This is a genomic window from Rhodococcus baikonurensis, from assembly GCF_040489275.1.
Lineage (GTDB): Bacteria > Actinomycetota > Actinomycetes > Mycobacteriales > Mycobacteriaceae > Rhodococcus_F > Rhodococcus_F baikonurensis.
Genome location: NZ_JBEUOQ010000006.1, coordinates 148,617 through 164,492 on the forward strand (window position 1 = coordinate 148,617; position 15,876 = coordinate 164,492).

Here is a 15,876-nt window from a genome sequence, read left to right on the forward strand (position 1 = left end):
AACCCCTTTTCAGGTGCGCAGGCCGTCTGCGAGTTCGTAGATTCGCCCGACATACTTCTCCTGAAAGGCTTTTCGGGCAGCATCTGCCTGTTGCCGAGCGCCCATTCGGGAGTAGAGGTACTCGAGGTGAACCAAGCTCTCGCCGATGTCGACGCGTCGCTGGTCGAGAACCGTCAACTCGTCGACCAGTCGAGCCAGATCTAACGCGGTGTCCGGTACCTCGTCCATGGCGGTCCTCGATGTTCGTGGGTGCTTCCTGGGATTGAGGCTAACACTCTTCGAACATATTTTCGATACCTGGTCCTGTTGTCTACTTCGACAAGGTAGCTGTCAGCTGGTCGATGGCATAGGGGATGCTGAGGACGGTGTTGCCGGACATTGCAGCGCCGACGGGTGGATCTGCGGTGTATCGCACGACTATCGCATTTCCGTTTTTCACAGCGGGTAACCGCTGGTAAAGAGTGTTGCCGGCGAGAGCCTTCTCGCCCTCCGGATCGGCCATCACGATCAAGCGGTCGACGGGCTCGAGGATGTCGTAGCGCTCGTTCGGGAGCCAGTCGCCGAACTGGTCGCCGACAAATGTGTCGACCGTCGGCGGGAGGGTGAATCCGAGTGACGAGAGGAAGATTCCGCGTGGGTCGTGCGACGAGAACACGTATCCCTCGGGAGTGTCGAGGTTGACGATCGTCGCGGTTTGCCCGGCGAATTCCGGGTGCGCAGCGCGAGCGGTGGCAAACGCGTTTTCGGTATCCGTGATCAATTGTCGAGCTTGTGGTTCTTTGCCGAGGGCGCGCCCGGCGGTGACCGTCATGTCGGTCCACGGCGTTGTGTATGCGTCGTAGTCCTTGCTCTGCGCGACGGTCGGCGCAATCGAGGTCAGCTTCTTGTAGGTTTCCGTGTCGATGTCGGCGTACAGCGCGAGGATCAGATCTGGTGCGAGGGAGGCGATTTGCTCGAAGTTGAAGTCTCCGCCGCTGTTGATGTACGTCGGAGTTTTCCCCTTCCAGTAGTCCTTCGTCCACGGCCAGCTTTCATCCATGCCGGACCCCCACCATTCGGCCATGCCGACGGGTTCGACTCCCAAGGCAAGCAGTGGTTCGTGATCGGTGTAGCCGAGTGTGACGACGCGCTGTGGTTCGGCGTCGATTGTCGTCGAACCCAGGGCGTGCTCGATCGTCACGGGGAATGCGTCGTTGCTCTGGGTCGCTGATGTGGTGTCGACGCCTTGCGAGGTTCCGCAGGCGGTCGAGAACCCGATGATCGCGGCCGTCGTGAGTAGGGCGGCGAGGATTCGGGTGCTACGTGAGGGCACGTACATGCTCCTTCGAAGTGGTGGGCGAGTGATCTGAGTTCCGCAGGAAAGTGCTGAACTGGTCGCATCAGCAATAAAGTGAGGCTAACCTTTGCAGAATTGTCGGTCCATCCTTCCGGATGGACTCGGATACGCCCAGGAAGACGCAAAATGTCCACTCTCGAGTACTCGACTCGCCCAAACTCCTTGCTAGCGCTCCCCGATAGTCGCGGACGGACATTCAAAGATTTTCAGGTTTACGCCAACATCGTCGACGGCGTGACCGCGTACGGAGCTCATCGACACCCGGAGCATCAGATCGCCTGGATGAGTGAAGGCACGATGCAGATCGCTGCCGGGGGCAATGTGTGGCACCTGCACAGCGAACACTTGGTCTGGCTGCCGGGCACCGTTCTCCACGACATGACACTTCTGACGGAGGGGTGCATGATCGCGGCCTATGCGCGTCCGGATCTACGCCCTGCCGGGCCGCGGTGGTCTCAGCCACGTGTTCTCGAAGTCGACGCACTGTCCGCTCAATTGTTGCGGCACCTCGCCGACCGGACCATCGACGATGCTCGGCGGTTGATGAGTCAGGAGTTGCTCTACGACATTCTTGCTTCAGCACCCGAACGGCACGACGTCCTCGCGGTTCCTCGCAACGCTGCGGCGAGTTCGGTTTCAGCCCGGATCCTCGCTGATCCGGCGGACTCACGGACGCTGGGGGAGTGGGCGGGCGAACTCGGGGTCAGTTCCAAGACCTTGATGCGAGCCTTTGTTGCCGATACGGGGATTACGTTCGGGCAGTGGAGAACTCGAGCACGCATGTACGCATCACTCGAGATGCTCGCACGGGGTGAGGGTGTCAATGACGTTGCCCCGCAGGTGGGTTACCGCACCAGCAGTGGGTTCATCGCCGCATTTCGGGAAACCTTCGGTACGACGCCGGCCCGGTACGGTGCGAAAGCTGATGCAGTGAGTCGCTGACGACCTTGACGAAATTCGTTGATGGCCAAACTTGTTTCGAAAACGTAGAAATGGGTCGAGCTGCCAGCATGTGCTGGTGGCCCGGCCCATTTACTAATCCGAACTGAGTCAGCTCATGTTGCCGAGCACATTGCCCAAGACGCCGCTGATGACATTGGTCATCGACCCCTGCGGGTCGGTCAGGGAGCCGAATACCTGGCCCGATCCGGAGTTGAGTGAGCCGAAGCCCATGTCCTCGAGGCTTCCGGCGCCCGCCTCGACGGGGTTCGGCTGCCGGATGGTGACGCAGACGCCCATCGGATTGATGTTCCAGTTTCCGCCCGCGAGCACAATGTTGGTGCCGGCGCCGCTGTCGAGCTGCGTGCCGACAACTGCGTTATCGGGAACTCTGTAGGTAGTCTCCAGAGCGATGACGCCGCCGCCCGCCGTGGTCCATCCGCCGCCCTTGGCGATTACGGAGTCATTGCCGACGACGACGGTCTTGGTGACGTCGTCCCACTTCTGGTCGCCGATAAGCCATTTGACGTTCAGGCGAGCCTTCACCAGCTGGAATCCTGCCGGGTGGAAATCGCGGATCTCGTTGACGAGTGCTCCCGAACCGGAAACCTTGGTGATGTAGGTGACTGTCTGACCCGCTGCGACCTTGCCGTCGCCGACAACCTGCTTGCTGACGGTGTAGGGCGTCCAGACGGAGCCGGGCCAATCGTCGGTCACCGACTGGTTGAGCGCGCAGGCCGGTGCTGCTTGCGCCACCGAGGCTCCAAGTCCAACGGTGACGCCGGCGGCGAGGAGAACGAGGGAAGTGGTGGTGGCTACTGCGTGGCGAAGTGAGCGGCGGGCCATGTAGAACTCCATTCAGCGGGGTGCGTGACGGTTTGAGCAAAACTGTAACTAGTTCTACTGGACTTTCGTCCAATTTGTGGGGAATTTCAGAAAATTGTCGGATTGTGCGCCGTCGTTGATGTATCACGCTGCCGAATTGCACAGGTTCTGAGTTGTCCACAGGTCGGTTGTGGGTGGCTTGGTTTTGTGGTGGTGGGTCGAGGGTGGTGGGTGGGACGCGTTTCGTATGGGCGGGCGCGGGGTGTGAGTGGTGGGGGCTGTGATGGCGAGGAATATGGCGTTGGGTGCTCGGGGCGAGGATGTGGCTGTCGAGTTCCTGATCGATGCGGGTTTGGAGATTGTCGAGCGTAATTGGCGTTGTCGGTACGGCGAGTTGGATGTGATTGCGACATCCGGTGATCGAATTGTGTTCGTGGAGGTAAAGACTCGCTCTGGTGTCGGGTACGGGAGTCCGGCGGAGTCGGTGACGTTCGCGAAGCAGCGTCGGATTCGGGTGTTGGCGATGCAGTGGCTCACGGATTCGGGTCGGTCGTGGTCGAGGGTGCGTTTCGATGTGGTGGCGGTGCTGATCGGCCGCGGCGGCGAGTTTTCGGTCGAGCATTTTGTGGATGCGTTCTGATGGCGTTGGGGCGGGCGCATTCTGTTGCGGTCAGTGGCGTGGACGGCCAGATCGTGGAGATCGAGGCGGATATCGGGCGCGGGTTGCCAGCGGTGCATTTGGTGGGGCTGCCTGATACGGCGTTGCACGAGTCGCGTGATCGGATTCGGGCGGCGGTGACCAATTCCGGTGAGGAGTGGCCGGACAGCAAGGTGATTTTGGCGTTGTCGCCGGCGACGTTGCCGAAGGTGGGCAGTGTTTACGATTTGGCTTTGTCGTTGTCGGTTCTCGATGCGGCGAAGAAGTTGCCGCGGAAGTTGTTGCGGGAGACTGTGTTTTTGGGGGAGTTGGCGCTCGACGGTCGTTTGCGGACGGTGCGTGGTGTGTTGCCTGCGGTGCTTGCGGCGAAGCGGGCGGGGTGGGGGACTGTGGTGGTTCCGCATCGGGCGTTGGCTGAGGCGGGCCTGGTCAAGGGGATCGAGGTGCTGGGTGCCGACGATTTGTCTGCGGTGATCGGGTGGTTGCGTGGGGAGTTGGCGTTGGCTGTTCCTGATGTTTTCGAGCGTGCGGATTCGGTGGTGGTGCGGGATTTGAGTGAGGTTGTCGGGCAGACGGATGCGCGGTGGGCGATCGAGGTTGCGGCGGCGGGTGCGCATCATCTGATGTTGACGGGTCCGCCGGGGATCGGGAAAACGATGTTGGCGCAGCGGCTTCCGGGGATTCTTCCGCCGTTGACGGAGGGGGAGTCGTTGGAGGTGACGGCGATTCATTCGGTGGCGGGGGTGTTGCCGGAGGATCGGCCGTTGATCGACATGCCGCCTTTCATTGCGCCGCATCACAGTTCGTCGGTCAGCTCACTGGTGGGTGGTGGTAGTGGGATGGCTCGTCCTGGTGCGGTCAGCCGGGCCCATCGTGGCGTGCTGTTCCTCGACGAATGTGCCGAGATCGGGGTGAAAGTGCTCGAAGCGCTACGTACGCCGCTCGAAGACGGGGAGGTGCGAATCGCCCGGCGGGACGGAGTTGCGCGGTACCCGGCGCGGTTCCAGCTGATCCTGGCCGCCAATCCCTGCCCGTGCGCGCCGCCGAGAGACGCGGATTGTGTTTGTGCACCCGCGGCGCGTCGCCGGTACCTGGGGAAATTGTCCGGCCCGCTCTTGGACCGAGTCGACATCAGGGTCCGGATGCAAGCCGTTGCGACCGGAGCGCTGATCGACGAAGTGGGGGAAAGCACCGGCGATGTTCGTGCGCGCGTGGCGGCAGCTCGAGACACTGCAGCCCAGCGGTGGAGCGAGTACGGGTGGCGGACCAACGCGGAAGTGCCAGGGCCTGCGTTGAGGCAGAAGTTCAGACTCTCGCGTGCGGCGTTGGCGCCGGTGGAACGGGCGCTGCGTAAAGGGGTGATAACCGCTCGTGGGGCTGACCGAGCGTTGCGGGTTGCCTGGAGTGTCGCCGATCTGGCAGGTGAGGCGATGCCAGGGCCCGACCAAGTTGTCACCGCACTCGACTTCCGAGACAAGGGATTCCAATGACTGCACACGATCCACGACTACTCGCTTGGGCATATCTGTCCCGCGTCGTGCAGGGGCCCAGCGCGTATATGTCCATGTTGATCGACGAGCTCGGGGTCGAAGAAACTGCGAGGGCGGTTCGCAAGGGCGATCTGCCGCCCTCGATCGAGGAGAAGACGCGAGCCCGCGCTCACATCGACACCGCCCAGCGAGATCTCGACCTGATGGAGGCAATGGGTGGCAGGCTCGTAACTCCGAACTGCACCGATTGGCCTGCGTGGCGGATGCTTTCCTTCGACGGACTCGATGCCTCCGGGGGCGAGACGGCACCATTTGTGTTGTGGATGTTGGGGTCTGGGGATTTGGTTGATCTCACCGAGAGATCGGTTGGGATTGTCGGCACGCGGGCATCGACTGCATACGGCGAACATGTGACGGCAGAGATTGCCGGTGACCTCGCCGTCGACGGATGGACCGTGATTTCCGGGGCGGCCTTCGGTATCGACGGGGCCGCGCACCGCGCTGCATTGGGCGTAGGCGGAACCACTCTGGCCGTCTTGGCCTGTGGGGTGGATCGAGCGTATCCGTCCGGGCATGCGCGACTACTCAAACAGATAGCGAATTCGGGTGCGGTGATAAGTGAATATCCACCCGGCACGACACCTGCAAAGTTCCGATTTCTGGCACGGAATCGACTGGTAGCTGCGTTGTCGGACGGAGTCGTGGTTGTCGAGGCGGGTTGGCGCAGTGGGGCACGCAATACCGCCAATTGGGCTCGGAAATTGGGGCGCCCGGTAATGGCGGTGCCGGGACCGGTGACATCGGCATCGTCGACCGGATGTCACCGGATGATTCGCGAAGGTGAAGCGCAACTCGTTTCCAATGCCGTGGATGTAGTCGAAGCGTCAGGTCCATTTGGTGTCGGGGATTCCGCGGAGGATGCTGCGGCGACGCGTGACATCGACTCATTGCGCGGCAATTCTCGGTTGGTATACGAAGCTCTGCCGGGAACAGGGTCTCGTAGTACCCGTGAGTTGTCCGAGGAATCGGGCTTGCTCATAGCTCAGGTTCGTGCAACTCTTCCTCTGCTCGAACTCGAGGGATTTGCAAGTTCTGATTCGAGTGGTTGGTTTCGGACGCGGTAGTTCGTGAACCTCTCTGCGCTGTCCGACCATGCGTGGCGATGCTCACTAATCGTTTCCGAAGGCAGCGAATCTTCAATACCGTCAGTGCATCGGTAATTGCACGTCAGGGCTATATTTCGTGAATTTGCTCGACTGTGTGCAATGTAATTCTCGACCCCGCTTTGCCGACCCGACCTGCAGGTTCGACAAGTCTCAGGAAAGCCTCAGGTCTATGTGCATAGAAGTCCGATTAGTCTGGATCACGATGACGGCGGGTATTGATCGACACCCGGTACCCGAAGTGTGAATGTACAAAATTTCGGGACCATGTTCGTTCGAGGCAATGCCGCTAACCTGCTGCTAATTCGGACCATTGAGTCTGTTCGGAAATCACGGAGACTTACGAACTTCTTTTGTTCATCAACGCTCTATCTGTGTATTGTGAAGGAGAATTGAATCGATCATTGAAAGAGGAGTGCAATGGCTGAGAAGCTGATTCGGCAACTCATCGACGACCTTGACGGTAAGCCGATTGACGATGGATTCGGTGATCGAATTGAGTTCTCTTACCAGGGAACGGATTACGTGATCGATCTGCGCGCCACCAATGCGGAGAAGTTCGACGCTGCGGTGAAGCCGTTCGTCGAGGCGGCCGCGAAGGTGAGCGGGAAGCGCGGTAAGAAGGCTCAGGCTGCATCTCCGCAGGCCACATCGGGTTCAGGCCGCTCCAAGGAGACGCTCCAGGCCATCCGTGACTGGGCGGGTAAGAACGGTTACGAAGTTGCTCCGCGTGGACGTATCAAAGCGGAAATCATCGACGCTTTCGACGCTGCACACTAGATTGAATTAAATACACCTCTGGCTCCCGGCGAACTTCGCCGGGAGCCAGAGGTGTATTTTACTGTTGCTTTGCCGAGTTCTCGGACAGCTTTGTCCGACAGGTCGTCTATGTGAAGCTGATCAGAGAATTCGCGTATGTGGCACCGTATTTACCCAGCAGATTGGTCGGTTTCTTTCGTTGCGTACAAGGGCCGACAGAGCGCTGCGTGGAGTCGTCGGCGAGGTATTTCGCCCTCGTGCTGCAATTGTCGTGTACATTAGTTAGGTAACACTAACTTTCGGAAGGATCTTTCTGTGGCCAAGCCGACAACTGCATTGACGGTTCTGCGGACCGAACAATTGACCCCCCATATGGTACGAGTGTTTCTCGGGGGACCAGGCTTCGAGTCGTTCACTCCCAGCGAATACAGCGATTCCTATGTAAAGATCGAATTCGGCACTCCTGATCAGCCCGTCCTGCGTACCTACACGATCCGTTCCTACGATCTTGCTACCAAAGAGATAGCGATCGATTTCGTCGTCCATGGTGACGTCGGAGTTGCAGGTCCTTGGGCGGCTTCAGTTCAGCCGGGCACTGAGATTACCCTGCGTGGACCGGGCGGCGCATTTTCACCGTCACCGTCCGCTGATTGGTATCTGTTCGTCGGTGACGAGACCGCAATACCTGCCATTTCTGCGTCGATAGCAAGTTTGGCGCCGGATGCGGTCGGCTACGCCGTCGTCGAAGTCGGTGGACCGGAAGACGAGATTGCACTCGATGCTCCAGAGGGCATTGCCGTGACCTGGCTGCATCGCGGAGCGTCGTCCGACGCGGTGGGTGAAGAGTCGGCAGGTGACAACGCGCCAGTTGTTGCCGCGGTCAAGGCGCTCGAGTGGCTGCCAGGCGAACCTCACGTATTCATTCACGGCGAGGCGCAAGCCGTCATGCATAACCTTCGGCCATACATTCGCAAGGAACGAAATGTCCCGGCGTCGGCCGCTTCTATCTCCGGATACTGGCGTCGTGGTCGCACCGAAGAAGGCTTCCGAGTGTGGAAGTCCGAATTCGCCGCGGCCGAAAGCTAAGCTGCTGCGGCCTTGCCGCGAGTAAGCAACATGAGCGCAACGGCCGCGAGAACTCCGAAGGTGGGAATTGCGATTGCCATCGGAACTGCCGTGTCTTCTCCCGCAATTCCCACCAACGGCGAAACCAGCGCGGCCAAGCCGAACTGGCCCGCTCCCATCAGTGCTGAGCCGGTTCCGGCCGCGTTGGTGACCTCTCCTTGGGCGAGAGCGGTCGCATTGCCCATGATGAACCCGATGCTCGAAATGGCGACGAACAGCGGGCCCAAGATCAACCAGGGATTCATGGAGCTGAAAACCACACTGGTGCAGAACAATACGGCACCGCCGGCGAGGAGTAGGCACACCCCGAATCGCAGTAATGTGCGAGCGCCGACTCGGCCGAGAAGGCGAGTGGTGATCATCGCTGCCGTGACCATTCCGGTGGCGTTCACTGCGAACACTATCGAGAACTGTGACGGAGTGAGCCCCAGGACGTTCTGAACGACGAACGGTGATGCGGAGATATACGCGAACAGGGCGCCGAATCCGAAGACGAATGCGAGTGCATAACCGAGGTAGTGCCGATTTCGGACGACATATCGCAGATTCGAGATCAGTGCCTTCAACCCACCGCCGTGGCGTCGCTCGGGTGGAAGTGTCTCGGGAACAAGCAACACGACGCCAGCCACCATCACAGCACCTGCGACGGCCAGCACCCAGAAGATTCCGCGCCATCCGACGGGGCCGAGAATTGCACCGCCGATCAGTGGGGCGACCACGGGAGCGATACCGCCGATGATCATCATGATGCTGAAAAGCTTCGCCGCGTCATCGCCACGTGCTCGATCGGCAATACAAGCGCGGGCAAGGACTATGGCAGCGCCTCCACTCAATCCCCGGACGAGTCGCGCACCGATGAGAAACTCGATGTTCGGTGCCATTGCGCATGCCGCGCCGCTCAGTGCCGTGATGATCGTCGCGGCCAGTAGTATCCGTCGCCTGCCCAGTCCGTCGGAGATCGGCCCGATGATCAGCTGCCCGATTCCGAGGCCCGCCATGAAGGTGGTAAGTGTCAGCTGAACGCTGGCCGCAGTAGTGTCGAGTGCATCCGCCATCAAGGGTAGGCCGGGCAGGTACATGTCGATGGACAGTGGAGCGATTGCGGAAATCAGTGCCAGTACACACAACATCTTCAGAGGAATTGCTCGATTCACCGATCAACCCTATCGGCGAGGCAGCTTGCAGTTTCAATCGCGGCGGGCGAGCGTGTGTTCATGACTGACGCATTGCCGGCGAGCTTGAGTGTTCACCTCGATGCCTATGCCGAGCACCTCCGACTGAGTCGGGGTCGGTCGGAACACACGATCCGCGCCTACGTCGGCGACGCACGGGCATTGCTGACCCATTTCGCCGCGGGTTCGGAGAAGGTAGATCTCGACGGCCTCGACCTTGGGGTCATGCGCTCGTGGTTGGCCGCCCAGAATGCCGTCGGAACGGCCCGCACGACGGTCGCTCGTCGGGCGTCGTCGGCGCGCGGTTTCACAGCGTGGCTCGCGCAGACCGGACGCATTCCCGTCGATCCGGGTACACGTCTGGCGGCTCCACCTGCTCGTCGTACACTGCCGACGGTGCTGCGTCAGAGTCAAGCCCTCGACGCCATGGATGCGGCGGAAAGCGGTGCGCAGCAACAAGAGCCGCTCGCCTTGCGGGATAGGCTCATCGTGGAATTGTTGTACTCCGCCGGAATTCGTGTCGGTGAGTTGTGTGGACTGGACTTAGAGTCGGTCGACGCCGATCGACGATTGCTTCGTGTTCTCGGCAAGGGCAACAAGGAGCGATCGGTGCCCTACGGACTGCCCGCAGAATCGGCTCTGAACGGGTGGCTGGAGCACGGGCGACCCGCACTGAGTTCGGATCGGTCCGGGCGAGCATTGCTCCTCGGAGTTCGAGGCGGGAGGCTCGATCAGCGTCAGGCGCGTTCGGTCGTCCACGAAACGATGGCTGCAATTCCAGGAGCTCCCGACATGGGTCCGCACGGGCTTCGGCACTCGGCTGCGACACATTTGCTGGAGGGTGGTGCTGATCTTCGTGTGGTCCAAGAACTCCTCGGGCATGCGAGTCTGGCGACCACTCAGCTGTACACGCATGTGTCGGTCGAACGGCTTCGATCCGTCCACGATCAGGCCCATCCACGCGCCTAGATCGTCAAGCGACGCGAGTTCTCGGCCGGTATTTGGTAGCGTCGCAGGTCGGAAGAGTGAACAATCGGCAAAGTTCGATCGTCGTGTCGAGACACTCGATTACATGCGATATCCGGGGGATTCGTGAACCGCCAAGATGTGAAGCACCCGCCGAACAGTGGCCAACCGGCCTGGCTGTCCGAAGCGCCGCAACCGGCTCCACTGCCGGTGCCGACGCCGGAGCCTGCGGTGCGACCGCAAGAGGCCTGGACGGCGCCACCGCCGCCGTCCAGTCAGCAGCAGGTGACAAACCAGGATCTGGTTGCCGAGGCTTTACTGAAACGCCCCAAACGGACACCCCGGGGTGGCTGGCGGCGAGGATTGCATCGTGCGACCGGTGGTGTGGTCAATCTGGGGGAATCGACCAACGAACAGCGCAACCGCGCCCTGGCCGCCCGCATCGAACAGCCGATACGCAACGACTACCGAATTGCTTTGCTCTCGCTCAAGGGGGGCGTGGGCAAGACAACGGTCACGGTGGGGCTCGGTGCAACGTTTGCGTCGCTTCGCGGCGACTGTGTCGTGGCGGTCGACGCCAATCCCGATTTCGGAACTTTGGCGCAACGTGTTCCGCTGCAGACCAATTCGACAGTGCGCGATCTGATTGCCGCGCGGCCGGACATCAAGAGTTATTCGGACGTGCGAGTGCACACATCACAGTCGCCGAGTCGTCTCGAGGTCCTGGCGAGTGAGCAGGATCCGGCGATTTCGGAAGCATTCAGCGAGGCGGACTATCGCCAGGTCATCGACATCTTGCAGGTCTACTACAACATCATTCTCACCGATTGCGGTACCGGGATCATGCACTCGGCGATGAACGGCGTTCTCGATCTTGCCAATTCGTTGGTGCTCGTCAGTTCGCCGGCAATCGACGGGGCCCGAAGTGCGGCGGCGACGCTCGATTGGCTTCAGTTGCATGGTTACGGTCACCTGGTCGAACGGACCGTCGTCGTCATCAGTGCCGCCCGTCCAGGGTCGAGCGTGATCGACATGGACGCGTTGGTGGACTATTTCATGCGTCGATGCCGCGCCGTCGAGGTCATTCCATTCGACGAGCATCTCGCGGAGGGGTCGGTGATGGACCTCGAGTTGATGCGACCGGCCACCAGGCGAGCATTCATGGAATTGGCAGCGATGGTGGCCGACGACTTCGCGGACGCTGTGGGTCGGCACGCCGTTTCCGAATGGCACTGATTCTGCGACTGATCAGCCATCTCTCAGTGGCTTGAGCCTGAGCGGTTGCCTCCGAACAAGACCGAGGGGATCGAGGTACTCGCGGCCTCGTCGCACGCCCCAATGCAAACATGCTGCGACGACACACCCTTCGTGGCCGGATTCCAGGGTGCCGATCACGGCCCCGGCCGCGACACGTTCACCGGCGTGAACGTCGGTCACCACGGGTTCGTAGGTCGTGCGTAGGCCGCCGGAATGATCTATCGAGACCGTGGGCTTGCCCGCGACGACTCCGGCGAACGCCACGATGCCCTCGCCGGCAGCGAGGACGGGTTGGCCGGCACTGCCGCCGAGATCGACGCCGCGATGACCCGGCAGCCAGTTCTCGGCCGGTTTGTCGAATACGCGTTCCACGTGCGGCCGGGGAGCGAGCGGCCAGTCGAAACGCGCGTCTGCCGACGCCGTGCCGGCGGCGGCACAGCAGGAGATCATGGCAACGACCACGCCGCGCCAGGCTCCGCTCAACATCGTCATTCCTTGATCTTCCGTGGAGTCGTTCGCGCTTCAACGCAGATCAGGCGGGTAATCCACAAGAGAACCGCCGATCCACAACCGCCGGTTCGGTCTGTTGCTTCCGGGGTGGTTATGGCATCGGGGGACGAGGACGTACACTTGTCGAGCGGTCTGTGCTCGCACAGTCCGACTTCGCGCGCCCGCGCACGTTTTCCGGCCTCGGCTGGTCCTGATTCTCACGAAACAGGTCCGACGGCCGTGCGGGTGCCAGGGCAGGGATCACCCGATCGCCTGCATCAACCGGATTGAAAGTTTGAGGTACACAGCCATGGCTGTCGTAACCATGAAGCAGATGCTCGATAGTGGAACCCACTTCGGACATCAGACCCGTCGCTGGAACCCGAAGATGAAGCGATTCATCTTGACCGACCGCAACGGCATCTACATCATCGACCTCCAGCAGACGCTGACGTACATCGACAAGGCGTACGAGTTCGTCAAGGAGACCGTTGCCCACGGCGGCACCGTTCTCTTCGTCGGCACCAAGAAGCAGGCGCAGGAGTCCATCGCTTCCGAAGCGACTCGCGTCGGAATGCCCTACGTCAACCAGCGTTGGCTCGGCGGCATGCTCACCAACTTCACCACCGTTCACAAGCGTCTGCTTCGCCTCAAGGAGCTCGAGGCAATGGAGCAGACCGGTGGATTCGAAGGTCGCACCAAGAAGGAAATCCTCATGCTCACGCGTGAGATGACCAAGCTGGATCGCACCCTCGGTGGTATCCGCGACATGGCCAAGGTTCCTTCCGCGGTGTGGATCGTCGACACCAACAAGGAGCACCTGGCAGTTGCCGAGGCTCGCAAGCTGAACATCCCGGTCATCGCGATCCTGGACACCAACTGCGATCCCGACCTCGTCGACTACCCGATCCCGGGCAACGACGACGCCATCCGTTCCGCAGCACTGCTGACCAAGGTTGTCGCTTCCGCGGTTGCCGAGGGCGTGCAGGCACGTGCAGGACTGAGCGCCGACAAGGACGCGAAGCCCGAAGCCGGCGCAGGCGAGCCCCTCGCCGAGTGGGAGCAGGAACTGCTCTCGCAGGCAGCTCCCGCCGCAGAGGCTGAGGCAGCTCCGGCTGCAGAGGCTGAAGCAGCCCCCGCCGCAGAGGCACCGGCCACCGAGGCCTGATTCGTTGAAACCGGCCCTGACCAAGAGTTCATTTGGTCAGGGCCGTTTCACCGTTAGGCCCGAGCACCACCGTCAGGCCGTGCTTCACCGTTAGTCCTAGGTCCGAAACAGACACATGAGGAGGCTCGCTAATCATGGCGAACTACACCGCCGCTGACGTCAAGCGGCTCCGTGAGCTCACCGGCTCCGGAATGATGGCATGTAAGAACGCACTCGCAGATGCAGACGGCGATTTCGACAAGGCCGTCGAGCAGCTGCGCATCAAGGGCGCGAAGGATGTCGGAAAGCGCGCAGAGCGCACCACCGCTGAGGGTCTCGTCGTCGCCAAGGACGGCGTCATGATCGAGATCAACTGCGAGACCGACTTCGTCGCCAAGAACGACGAGTTCATCAAGCTGGCCGACGAGATCGTGACCGTCGCTGCTGCTGGTAAGCCTGCTGACCTCGACGCTCTCAAGGCGCTCGAGCTCGACGGCAAGACCATCGACACCGTCATTGCGGAGCAGTCCGCGAAGATCGGTGAGAAGCTCGAACTGAGCCGCGTCGCTTCCTTCGACGGCCCCGTTGCCGTGTACCTGCACAAGCGCAGCTCCGACTTGCCGCCCGCTGTCGGCGTTCTCGTCGAGTACACCGGTGAAGGCGATGCTGCTGCTGAGGCCGCGCGCGGCGCTGCAATGCAGGTCGCAGCGCTCAAGGCGAAGTACGTCACGCGTGACGAGGTTCCCGAGGAGATCGTCGCTTCCGAGCGTCACATCGCCGAAGAGACCGCCCGCGCAGAAGGCAAGCCCGAGCAGGCGCTGCCGAAGATCATCGAAGGCCGCGTCAACGGTTACTTCAAGGACGTCGTTCTGACCGAGCAGTCTTCGGTCACGGACTCCAAGAAGACCGTCAAGGCGATCCTCGACGAGGCAGGCGTGACCATCAAGCGCTTCGTGCGTTTCGAGGTCGGCGCCTCCGCTTAATTCGGAGCCCGCACACATGGACCCCGCCTGAAGAGCATTTGCTCTACCGGCGGGGTCTACGTGTACCTGGGGCCTCCGATGAGGCAGGATGAGAGTGCCTCGGGACGAGTCCCGGGGGCTTTCCTATGTCGCGGTGTCCGATTCGCGGCAGAAGAAGAATGAAGGACCTACAAGGTCTTGTATCGAACTGAGGAGAACAATGTCCGAACCAGCCAACGAACGTCCAGGATTCAAGCGGGTCCTGCTCAAACTCGGCGGCGAAATGTTCGGAGGCGGCAAAGTCGGTCTCGATCCCGACGTGGTCACCAAGGTGGCTGAGCAGATCGCAGAGGTCGTTCGATCAGGCGTGCAGGTTGCAGTGGTCATCGGCGGCGGAAACTTCTTCCGCGGAGCGGAACTGCAGCAGCGTGGCCTCGATCGCGCCCGCTCCGACTACATGGGCATGCTCGGCACCGTCATGAACTGCCTCGCTCTGCAGGATTTCCTGGAGAAGGCCGGCGTCGATTCCCGAGTGCAGACGGCCATCACCATGGGACAGGTCGCCGAGCCGTACCTTCCCCTTCGCGCACGTAGGCACCTCGAGAAGGGTCGCGTAGTCATCTTCGGTGCCGGGATGGGTATGCCCTACTTCTCGACTGACACCACTGCTGCGCAGCGCGCACTGGAGATCGGTGCCGAGGTGGTGCTGATGGCCAAGGCAGTCGACGGCGTCTACTCGGCCGACCCGCGTATCGACCCGGACGCGACGATGTACGAACAGATCACGCACCGCGAGGTCATCGAGCGTGAGCTCAAGGTCGCGGACGCGACGGCATTCAGCCTGTGCATGGACAACTCGATGCCGATGATGGTGTTCAACCTCCTCACCGAAGGAAACATCGCTCGCGCGGTGTCCGGTGAGAAGATCGGCACCCTGATCAAGTCGTGAGTGACACCCAAAAAATGATGCAGAACAACATGGAGGAACAGCCGTGATCGATGAAGCGCTCTTCGAGGCAGAAGAGAAGATGGAAAAGGCTGTCACGGTAGCCAAGGACGATCTCGGCTCGGTTCGCACCGGACGCGCGAACCCCGGTATGTTCTCGCGCATCGTGATCGACTACTACGGTTCGATCACGCCGATCACGCAGCTCGCGAGCATCAATGTTCCCGAGGCCCGCATGGTCATCGTCAAGCCGTACGAGGCTTCGCAGCTCAACGCGATCGAGACGGCGATCCGCAACTCGGATCTCGGTGTGAATCCGTCCAACGACGGCAGCATCATCCGCATCTCGGTTCCGCAGCTCACTGAAGAGCGTCGTCGTGAACTGGTGAAGCAGGCCAAGTCCAAGGGCGAGGATTCGAAGGTCACGCTGCGTAACATCCGCCGTAAGGCGATGGACGAGCTCGGCCGGATCCAGAAGGACGGTGAAGCCGGCGAGGACGAGGTCGGTCGCGCAGAGAAAGAACTCGACAAGACCACGGCGAAGTACGTGCACACGGTCGAGGAACTCGTCAAGCACAAGGAAGCAGAGTTGATGGAGGTATAGCCTCCTCGTTTGCAGTGTTTGTCGTCGGGAGTAGATCA

17 protein-coding genes are annotated in these 15,876 nt (G+C 61.1%); 12 read left to right on the top strand and 5 right to left on the bottom strand.

The window, feature by feature from the left end; all coding sequences use genetic code 11:
* Nucleotides 1-9 precede the first annotated feature (9 nt).
* Nucleotides 10-228: a hypothetical protein gene (locus ABWI03_RS16210; protein WP_124566304.1), complete on the bottom strand. Its 219-nt coding sequence runs from the start codon at nucleotides 226-228 to the stop codon at nucleotides 10-12.
* Nucleotides 229-310: 82 nt separating this feature from the next.
* Nucleotides 311-1,318 (bottom strand): iron-siderophore ABC transporter substrate-binding protein, encoded by a 1,008-nt coding sequence (locus tag ABWI03_RS16215; RefSeq protein ID WP_234036777.1) that lies wholly within the window; start codon nucleotides 1,316-1,318, stop codon nucleotides 311-313.
* A 252-nt stretch (nucleotides 1,319-1,570) separates the two neighbouring features.
* On the opposite strand from ABWI03_RS16215, the gene ABWI03_RS16220 reads away from it, so the two are divergent.
* Entirely contained in the window at nucleotides 1,571-2,278 is a 708-nt protein-coding gene (locus ABWI03_RS16220; RefSeq protein ID WP_296555472.1) for a helix-turn-helix transcriptional regulator, read from the top strand.
* Between the two features lie 108 nt (nucleotides 2,279-2,386).
* On the opposite strand, the gene ABWI03_RS16225 is transcribed toward ABWI03_RS16220, so the two are convergent.
* On the bottom strand, nucleotides 2,387-3,121 hold the full coding sequence (locus ABWI03_RS16225) for a hypothetical protein (protein WP_095969306.1): 735 nt from the start codon (nucleotides 3,119-3,121) through the stop codon (nucleotides 2,387-2,389).
* A 262-nt stretch (nucleotides 3,122-3,383) separates the two neighbouring features.
* On the opposite strand from ABWI03_RS16225, the gene ABWI03_RS16230 reads away from it, so the two are divergent.
* The 5 genes from ABWI03_RS16230 to ABWI03_RS16250 all read left to right on the top strand — a co-directional run bounded on the left by ABWI03_RS16230 (nucleotide 3,384) and on the right by ABWI03_RS16250 (nucleotide 8,256).
* Nucleotides 3,384-3,740 (top strand): YraN family protein, encoded by a 357-nt coding sequence (locus ABWI03_RS16230; RefSeq protein WP_200317623.1) that lies wholly within the window; start codon nucleotides 3,384-3,386, stop codon nucleotides 3,738-3,740.
* Nucleotides 3,740-5,248 carry a YifB family Mg chelatase-like AAA ATPase gene (locus ABWI03_RS16235; protein ID WP_298780278.1) on the top strand — a complete coding sequence of 503 codons (1,509 nt, stop codon included), beginning with the start codon at nucleotides 3,740-3,742 and terminating at the stop codon, nucleotides 5,246-5,248. Before ABWI03_RS16230 ends, ABWI03_RS16235 begins: the two co-directional genes overlap by 1 nt.
* Nucleotides 5,245-6,372, top strand: coding sequence for a DNA-processing protein DprA (dprA, locus tag ABWI03_RS16240; RefSeq protein ID WP_095970730.1), 1,128 nt, complete (start codon nucleotides 5,245-5,247; stop codon nucleotides 6,370-6,372). Before ABWI03_RS16235 ends, dprA begins: the two co-directional genes overlap by 4 nt.
* A gap of 459 nt (nucleotides 6,373-6,831) precedes the next feature.
* On the top strand, nucleotides 6,832-7,191 hold the full coding sequence (locus ABWI03_RS16245) for a histone-like nucleoid-structuring protein Lsr2 (protein WP_003942721.1): 360 nt from the start codon (nucleotides 6,832-6,834) through the stop codon (nucleotides 7,189-7,191).
* Between the two features lie 294 nt (nucleotides 7,192-7,485).
* Nucleotides 7,486-8,256: a siderophore-interacting protein gene (locus ABWI03_RS16250; RefSeq protein WP_235172001.1), complete on the top strand. Its 771-nt coding sequence runs from the start codon at nucleotides 7,486-7,488 to the stop codon at nucleotides 8,254-8,256.
* On the opposite strand, the gene ABWI03_RS16255 is transcribed toward ABWI03_RS16250, so the two are convergent.
* Nucleotides 8,253-9,425, bottom strand: a complete 1,173-nt coding sequence (locus tag ABWI03_RS16255) for a multidrug effflux MFS transporter (protein WP_298780558.1) — start codon at nucleotides 9,423-9,425, stop codon at nucleotides 8,253-8,255. The two genes, ABWI03_RS16250 and ABWI03_RS16255, sit on opposite strands and share 4 nt — an antisense overlap.
* A gap of 84 nt (nucleotides 9,426-9,509) precedes the next feature.
* Between ABWI03_RS16255 and ABWI03_RS16260 the strand changes: the two genes are divergently transcribed.
* Both ABWI03_RS16260 and ABWI03_RS16265 read left to right on the top strand, forming a co-directional pair.
* A complete protein-coding gene (locus ABWI03_RS16260; RefSeq protein WP_298780262.1) occupies nucleotides 9,510-10,436 on the top strand; it encodes a tyrosine recombinase XerC in 927 nt (308 codons plus the stop codon).
* Between the two features lie 123 nt (nucleotides 10,437-10,559).
* Nucleotides 10,560-11,669: a MinD/ParA family ATP-binding protein gene (locus tag ABWI03_RS16265; protein WP_124566298.1), complete on the top strand. Its 1,110-nt coding sequence runs from the start codon at nucleotides 10,560-10,562 to the stop codon at nucleotides 11,667-11,669.
* 12 nt (nucleotides 11,670-11,681) lie between these two features.
* Here the strand turns inward: ABWI03_RS16265 and ABWI03_RS16270 are convergent, their stop codons facing one another.
* Entirely contained in the window at nucleotides 11,682-12,182 is a 501-nt protein-coding gene (locus ABWI03_RS16270; protein ID WP_298780255.1) for a M23 family metallopeptidase, read from the bottom strand.
* Between the two features lie 307 nt (nucleotides 12,183-12,489).
* On the opposite strand from ABWI03_RS16270, the gene rpsB reads away from it, so the two are divergent.
* The 4 genes from rpsB (at nucleotide 12,490) to frr (ending at nucleotide 15,838) form a co-directional block, all read left to right on the top strand.
* Nucleotides 12,490-13,347 carry a 30S ribosomal protein S2 gene (gene rpsB, locus ABWI03_RS16275; RefSeq protein ID WP_003942709.1) on the top strand — a complete coding sequence of 286 codons (858 nt, stop codon included), beginning with the start codon at nucleotides 12,490-12,492 and terminating at the stop codon, nucleotides 13,345-13,347.
* Nucleotides 13,348-13,481: 134 nt separating this feature from the next.
* Complete coding sequence (gene tsf / locus ABWI03_RS16280; protein WP_007734877.1) at nucleotides 13,482-14,309, top strand: translation elongation factor Ts; 828 nt, start codon at nucleotides 13,482-13,484, stop codon at nucleotides 14,307-14,309.
* Nucleotides 14,310-14,508: 199 nt separating this feature from the next.
* The gene (pyrH, locus tag ABWI03_RS16285) at nucleotides 14,509-15,237 is read left to right on the top strand and encodes a UMP kinase (protein ID WP_019747988.1); all 729 of its coding nucleotides are present in this window, start codon (nucleotides 14,509-14,511) and stop codon (nucleotides 15,235-15,237) included.
* A gap of 43 nt (nucleotides 15,238-15,280) precedes the next feature.
* Nucleotides 15,281-15,838, top strand: coding sequence for a ribosome recycling factor (gene frr, locus ABWI03_RS16290; protein ID WP_003942777.1), 558 nt, complete (start codon nucleotides 15,281-15,283; stop codon nucleotides 15,836-15,838).
* Nucleotides 15,839-15,876: the final 38 nt, after the last annotated feature.

Bases quoted from the DNA above. Each gene is read 5' to 3' on its own strand.
- ABWI03_RS16210 (WP_124566304.1), bottom strand. From the start codon at position 228: ATGGACGAGGTACCGGACACCGCGTTAGATCTGGCTCGACTGGTCGAC.
- ABWI03_RS16225 (WP_095969306.1), bottom strand. From the start codon at position 3,121: ATGGCCCGCCGCTCACTTCGCCACGCAGTAGCCACCACCACTTCCCTC.
- rpsB (WP_003942709.1), top strand. From the start codon at position 12,490: ATGGCTGTCGTAACCATGAAGCAGATGCTCGATAGTGGAACCCACTTC.
- tsf (WP_007734877.1), top strand. From the start codon at position 13,482: ATGGCGAACTACACCGCCGCTGACGTCAAGCGGCTCCGTGAGCTCACC.
- ABWI03_RS16260 (WP_298780262.1), top strand. From the start codon at position 9,510: ATGACTGACGCATTGCCGGCGAGCTTGAGTGTTCACCTCGATGCCTAT.
- ABWI03_RS16215 (WP_234036777.1), bottom strand. From the start codon at position 1,318: ATGTACGTGCCCTCACGTAGCACCCGAATCCTCGCCGCCCTACTCACG.
- pyrH (WP_019747988.1), top strand. From the start codon at position 14,509: ATGTCCGAACCAGCCAACGAACGTCCAGGATTCAAGCGGGTCCTGCTC.
- dprA (WP_095970730.1), top strand. From the start codon at position 5,245: ATGACTGCACACGATCCACGACTACTCGCTTGGGCATATCTGTCCCGC.
- ABWI03_RS16235 (WP_298780278.1), top strand. From the start codon at position 3,740: ATGGCGTTGGGGCGGGCGCATTCTGTTGCGGTCAGTGGCGTGGACGGC.
- ABWI03_RS16230 (WP_200317623.1), top strand. From the start codon at position 3,384: ATGGCGAGGAATATGGCGTTGGGTGCTCGGGGCGAGGATGTGGCTGTC.
- ABWI03_RS16245 (WP_003942721.1), top strand. From the start codon at position 6,832: ATGGCTGAGAAGCTGATTCGGCAACTCATCGACGACCTTGACGGTAAG.
- ABWI03_RS16255 (WP_298780558.1), bottom strand. From the start codon at position 9,425: ATGTTGTGTGTACTGGCACTGATTTCCGCAATCGCTCCACTGTCCATC.
- ABWI03_RS16270 (WP_298780255.1), bottom strand. From the start codon at position 12,182: ATGACGATGTTGAGCGGAGCCTGGCGCGGCGTGGTCGTTGCCATGATC.